Here is a 5,965-nt window from a genome sequence, read left to right on the forward strand (position 1 = left end):
ATTTATCAGTCAATGCCTTGGCACAAAGTCTTATAAAATGCCCGGCATCTTTCTCCCGTCGATGAAAACTCCGCCGCGTTTAAAGACCGAGTCCGCACCGCCATTCACCGGCTGCATGGCGGCTCTGCACCTTGGATGGATCATCTGGCAGCCAGTTTCGGCGAGCGAGAAAAAGCGGCAGACGGCTCTAAAAACGCCAGCCTCTCCAAAGTGCTCGGCGTCGATCCAACCGTAAGGGCATGGTGTGGTACCGCCCTGGGCAAGGCGATGGGCAAAGCAAAGATTGCTCCGCCAAACACCCCTGGCTGGGCTGGCAACTGGCGTATATGGGGAAAAAACGGCGGACCAAATGCTGGGGGAATAAACGTGGGAGACGTTTACCATATCAAGTACGATGGCCCCGAAGGCCATGGCCATGTCGCCACCGTAGTAGGCATCAGCAAGGACGGCACCCAGGTGTTTTGCCTTGGCGGAAACCAGAACGATGGGTTAAACATCTCCGCCTATCCGATCGGTGAATTCACAGATGCCACCAAGCCAGGTAAATCAAAGGGGGCCACCATCGTCTTTAAAAAACCCGAAGGTCAGAGCAACAACATCCCCGCACCCACCTTTGACTACAATGCCAACACTGAAAGCTTCAACATCCTGGCGGGCCTCACTCGTTAAGGCGCAGGCCTGCCTTCTCATCCTCTGCAGCAGTTGGGCAGCCGCCGAAGATGCTGCCGCAGCGGCAGAGCAGCCACAGGCGCAGCTCAGCATCACAGAACTAGAGAGCCTGCTGATCCCGCCGGTGGGCTGGAAGCTGGACAAAGAGGTGCTAAGAAATCATTTCTGGCTGCTTAGCGATTCAAACGATGAACTGCCAGGCGGCGAGGAATGGATCTTCACGGTCTATCCCTTCTGGCCTGCCTTTTTTCAGTTCACAGTGAGAAACGAGCATGTCAACGAGAACGGGGCGTCCCGGTACCCAGGCGAGCTTGGAGCGCTGCTCTCAGACGCACTGCACTCCCCTGACCCTGCCATCAAGAAGAAGGCAGCGCTGTGGCTGCACCAGAGCCTCACCCTCTACTTTGCCGGCTTTCGGCTCAGCAAGAGACCCGACTTTCTGGCCGACAACAGTGCCGACTCTTCACCCAGCAAGCTTCATGAGCAAAGGCCCTATGCGCCGTGGATCAAGCCAGAGGATGCGCGGCGTCTTGACCTGCTGGCAGACAAATACATCTCCGCACAGCGGGTGATAAAAACGGGAAAAGAGCAGGAAGAAGTCTCGCCCATGCTCGCGCTCGACTGGATCACCCGTCCACGCTCCAGGGCATTGCCGGACATCGTCAGCTATTATGACATGCTGGGGGCCAGCCCTTCATCCATCGCCGTAGATCACATCTACCCGTTTCGGTGGTCTTGGGGGCGCAACAAGGGAAATCTAACCATGACACCGTACGTCGGCATTGATCTAGACATGCCGGGTCTGCGTTCGTACAGGCTCATCCCTGACAGACTGCCGCCTTCCACAGACCCCGTCTGCCTCTGGCTGCGGGATGTCATTCTCTCCTACATCGCCGGCAAGGAGTTGCTGGAAGGAAAGAAGCTGCCGCTGGCGGACAAGAGCGCAGAAGCCCCCCTGCAAGACGCCCTGCAGCAGTGGTGGTCCGACCTTGAAAAGCAGAGCACGGCAGCGCCCGCCGCAAAATAAAGCAAGACCACAAACGGAGCAGCCGCGCTATCTTAATGCCTCACGCCAAAGCCGGGCATGTTTTCGCGGCATCATCTTTCATCTTCTACACCACTTACAGGGGAAGTCTGCGCGGCGCGCTTGTGGCCCTGCTTCATCAGTTTTTCCAGCACTTGGGCCAGTCCGTTGGCGACGGTGTGCCAGCCGTCTGAAGGCGGCTTCCATTTGTTCAGCGGTTTGGCTTTTTCAGGCAGAGCATTCAGGGAACCGAGGGCGGTCTTGTCCCAGCGGCAGGACTCAAGGACGATCGGCACCACGATGCTTTCTCTCGCTGCATGCAGCTCCAGCGCCTTGGGAATTTCGTGCTCGGTGATGTAGTCCGTCGAAAGCGCGGCGACACTGGCCAGGATGATGATCACATCGGCCTCGCGCAGCTCGCGCTGGATCGTTTCATCCCACTCGTCTCCGGGGTCGATCATGCGGTCGTGCCAGTGGCGATCCAGCAGTAAAACCGCCCTCTCGGGCACCGCTCCGTCATGTTATCAGCGTCTCCCTGCTCCTCCTGCCAGCGCCCGCTCCAGCGCAGCACACGCTCTGGCAGAGCCTGCCTGAGTCTCGGCCACCCCATCCGCTTTCACTTCCGCCTCCAGCTTTCCCAGCAGCTCCACCACCTTCTCCTCCGACGCAGCCGTAATGCCCCGCGCGACATCAGCCATGCGCCCCGACATCTCCCGCCGTAGCGCGGGGTGTGGCGCGCTGTGGGGCCAGAGCTTGAGCAGCATGCCCAGCACGGCCTGCTGATCTGCGGCGGCGAGGCCCTGGCCGTTTGCGGGCATAGGATCGGCGGCAGGTTTGCCCAGCCAGCGCACGCTGAGGAGCAGTTCGGGATCATGCCCTCGTAATTGGAACCAGCTCACTCCTCGTTCAGATGAGCACGGACGATGCGAAGCCTCAGCCGACGCCAGAGAAGAAGCGGCAGCAATAGAGTTGGGGAGACTTAGAGGACTGAAGGGAGTAAAGGCGAGGACAGATAGCCTGAGCAGAGAGAAGCGATCCGAAATAACCAAAAATGCAGCTTAAAAACACTGAGATAGATCAGATTGATTGTTTTTTCCAACGATGTGAAATTTTTCACAAGCTCGTTGATCCCTTCAAATTCAAGCGTTCCACACACTTTTTACATCGCCATAATTTTTAACGATTGGAGATAATCATCAACTTAACATTGACTAAGCCCTGACCATTGGCATCTTGCCATCGCCTAACCGACCAGGCTCAATCAATATGTCCGACCATACCAACCCGACCGATGCCATGATAGAGAAGGCGATGGGTAAGCTCCGCGAGCTGCTGATCCCCGTCACCGATACTAAAAAGTTCATCAACCAGCTCTGTGCCTTTGATGGCAGGGAGCCCATGTTCCCCGATTCGGATCTTGTCACCGAATCGGTATCGTCCGTGCCGACCGCCATCACCCGCAATGTCTTCTACGGGCGTGGTCTAGCAACCTGCGTGAAGGAGTTTCTGAAAATGCGCGAGAAGAAGACGCCACGGGAGTCGACGCTCAACGAGATCATCGAGGCCCTTCGACAGGGCGGTTACGACCTGTCCCAACACGGCCGGGACACGGATGGCCAAAAGCGCGGCGTGGCCATATCGCTGGCGAAAAACAACGTTGCCTTCCACAAGCTCCCGAACGAGGACTTCGGCCTCACTGAGTGGTACAGCAACATTCGCAGCAAGAAGCAGAAGCACGGCGCGAAGGGGGATATCTCAACGTCGGATGCCGCAGAGGATGCCACCACTGATGATACCGCCCAGGCCACTGAGGTCGTTCCCACGGAGGCGGCGGAACCGGAAACCACAAACCCCGAAGAAACCAATTAAATAATAAGCGCCGTCAGGGTCCGACCCCTGACGGCGCTAGATTTTTCCCTTAAAAATAGACACTCCCGAAAGGGAAGCGGGTCGTGCCCATCTGGTTTTCGAGGCCAGCTAAAGCATAACGCCAAAGCCGATTCCGTCAAGGAATAGTGGGAGTGTCACTACTCAATATGGCCAACAACCATACCCCACATCGGTGCCGTATTTGCGGCAAGCCCATCATCTTCAGAAGATGGGCGCGGCACCACGTCACAAACCAAATCATCTACGGCAATCCTTGCCTAGTGATTCACACGGAGGGCGAATGCTGCGATCCAAAGCAGCTCGTCCTTGCTTTCTAAGTTGATTCGGGGCGAGGCCGGGAAACTGGCCTCGCCTTTTTAAACTAAATCTTGAACGGTTAAACATATGTTCATATTTGAGTCATAAACAAGCTGAGCAAACAAGAACGTAGCGGAGTTGTTGCCTGCCCTCGTTGAGGGGAATTCCCTCCGCTCCACAACTCGCATGACTGCGTGCATCGCACCAATGCGCAGCGGCGAAGCCTTCACTCAAGCACGGAATCAATTCGGGGAGCAGCCTGTCAGGAGTGCGAAGAGGCCACCTTCGCCGCGTTTCCCGAGGAAAGATGAGGCACTCGTTGAATGCCGCATGAGCGGTCCTACACCAGCTCGTTGGTCTTCGGTTTCTCCGCATCAGGGAGCGCCGGTTTCATGCTGGGGGTATTTTTCAGCAGTTCCAGCACGGCGGGGTCGATGCTCTGCAGATGCAGATCGCGCTGCGGAAAGGGTATCGCGATGGCCGCTGCTGCCAGCGCCTCGTTGACGGCCACGGCCACGTCACTTTTGATCTGCATCCAGTTGTCGTAGTCGTTGGTCCACAGCCGCATTTCAAAGTTGAGCGAGTCGGTGCCAAAGGCTGTCATCAAGGTCTGCGGCGTGGGAATCTTCGCCGCCAGAGGATGCGCCACCGCGACACTGGTGAGGAGGTCGATCACGCGCCGGGGGTCTGAACCGTAGGCGACGCCGACCTGCAGCTCGATGCGGCGCTGCCGGTTGGAGAGCGTCCAGTTCGTGACCTTTTCGGAAATGAGCATGCTGTTGGGCACAATGAGTTCGGAACTGTTGGCGATGCGGATGACGCTGGCACGAATGCCAATGCGCTGGATCACTCCCGTCGTCTCGCCCACCTGCACGACATCCCCCACATTGACCGGCCGCTCAAAGAGCAGGATCAGCCCGGAGACGAAATTGTTGACGATGTTCTGCAAGCCAAAGCCGAGGCCCAGACCCAGCGCGCCGCCGAGTACGGCAAATCTTGTCATGTCCATCCCCAGCGCGGCCATGGCGGCAAAAAAGCCCACCAGCAGGATGATGTAATGGAGCAGCGATGAAGCGGCATAGGCCGGCCCGGAGGCGAGGTGCAGGCGGCGGTAAACATCCTCCTCCAACACGAAGCGGATAAAGCGCGAGAGCAGCACGGCGATCCACAGCGTGAGCGCAAAGGCAAGCACCGCGCCGAGTGAAAACTGCAATGAGCGGTAACCGATTTCCGCATTGAGAAAGGCGGTCGCATGCTCCAGCAGCGGCACGCGCAATGAGAACTCCCCCAGCGCCACCAAGGCCCAGATCACTGCCGCGAGGAAAAACAGCAGGCTTGTGCAACGCCGGTGAATGAGTGCGCGGTGGTGGCTGACCAGGCGCAGCTCCGACAGCGGCCGCACGCGCAGCGCAAAGAAGATGAGCCCGGCGAGGCTGACTGCCGCCGCGTAAAGGAGGATGGCCGAGTAGGAGGCGGAGAGCGTGCCGGCCGCGAGGTAATTGGCCATGCGCACGTAGCCGAAGACGTTCGCGAAAAAGATGCCGGCAAAGAGCAGCAGCCCCAGCCGCGCGGCGGCTCTCGCCACTTTATGCGAAGTGGCGGCCGCCAGCTCACTGCGCGTGGAGCGAATGAACCAGGCCAAAAACAGGGCCGCACCGATCATTTCCAGCAGCAGCAGCAGCCGCGATAATTCGGGAACGGTGGCCGCGACTTTGCGAATCTCCGCGATCAGGACAAACACGCAAAGCGCGTTCAAGACAGGAAAGAGCGACCGCTGGATGAGCGCCCTGAGAATGACGTTGATCGGCACGAGCGCGAGCGTCGAAAGGATGGCCCAGAACAGCCGGGGGGACTGCTCAAAGAGCTGCGAACAAACGAGCAGGCTCAAGATCCCGGCCATGGCCACGGGCAGATGGAGCACCAGACTGGCCCGCTTCAGCGACGGGTCTTCATCGGTCCATTTCGCCGCGCCCCTCCTGACCCAGGAAAGCACCATGACAAAGGTGCCGAAGATCAGCCCGAGCCAGACAAACTGCATCCACTGCCGTTGAGCAAAGAGCCACAGCTGAGTGAATTGCGCGCCCA

General features: G+C 58.3%; 6 protein-coding genes. 3 read left to right on the forward strand and 3 right to left on the reverse strand.

The features are described 5' to 3' along the window. Window positions 1-135: 135 nt before the first annotated feature. Both PSV43_RS04425 and PSV43_RS04430 read left to right on the forward strand, forming a co-directional pair. A complete protein-coding gene (locus tag PSV43_RS04425) occupies window positions 136-669 on the forward strand; it encodes a hypothetical protein (RefSeq protein WP_300194184.1) in 534 nt (177 codons plus the stop codon). Continuing rightward, on the forward strand, window positions 623-1,696 hold the full coding sequence (locus PSV43_RS04430; protein WP_300194186.1) for a hypothetical protein: 1,074 nt from the start codon (window positions 623-625) through the stop codon (window positions 1,694-1,696). The genes PSV43_RS04425 and PSV43_RS04430 overlap by 47 nt, the downstream gene beginning before the upstream one ends. Window positions 1,697-1,767: 71 nt before the next feature. On the opposite strand, the gene PSV43_RS04435 is transcribed toward PSV43_RS04430, so the two are convergent. Together PSV43_RS04435 and PSV43_RS04440 are read right to left on the reverse strand one after the other, a co-directional pair. Next, window positions 1,768-2,202, reverse strand: a complete 435-nt coding sequence (locus PSV43_RS04435) for a toll/interleukin-1 receptor domain-containing protein (RefSeq protein ID WP_300194188.1) — start codon at window positions 2,200-2,202, stop codon at window positions 1,768-1,770. A 15-nt stretch (window positions 2,203-2,217) separates the two neighbouring features. Further along, window positions 2,218-2,592: a hypothetical protein gene (locus tag PSV43_RS04440; protein ID WP_300194190.1), complete on the reverse strand. Its 375-nt coding sequence runs from the start codon at window positions 2,590-2,592 to the stop codon at window positions 2,218-2,220. Window positions 2,593-2,959: 367 nt separating this feature from the next. Between PSV43_RS04440 and PSV43_RS04445 the strand changes: the two genes are divergently transcribed. Next, window positions 2,960-3,562: a hypothetical protein gene (locus PSV43_RS04445; RefSeq protein ID WP_300194192.1), complete on the forward strand. Its 603-nt coding sequence runs from the start codon at window positions 2,960-2,962 to the stop codon at window positions 3,560-3,562. 658 nt (window positions 3,563-4,220) lie between these two features. Here the strand turns inward: PSV43_RS04445 and PSV43_RS04450 are convergent. Further along, window positions 4,221-5,965 (reverse strand): mechanosensitive ion channel domain-containing protein (locus PSV43_RS04450; RefSeq protein ID WP_300194194.1); only part of this gene is annotated, 1,745 nt, incomplete at its 5' end.

Origin of the sequence: Prosthecobacter sp. (assembly GCF_029946185.1) — a bacterium.
Classification (GTDB): Bacteria; Verrucomicrobiota; Verrucomicrobiia; order Verrucomicrobiales; family Verrucomicrobiaceae; genus Prosthecobacter.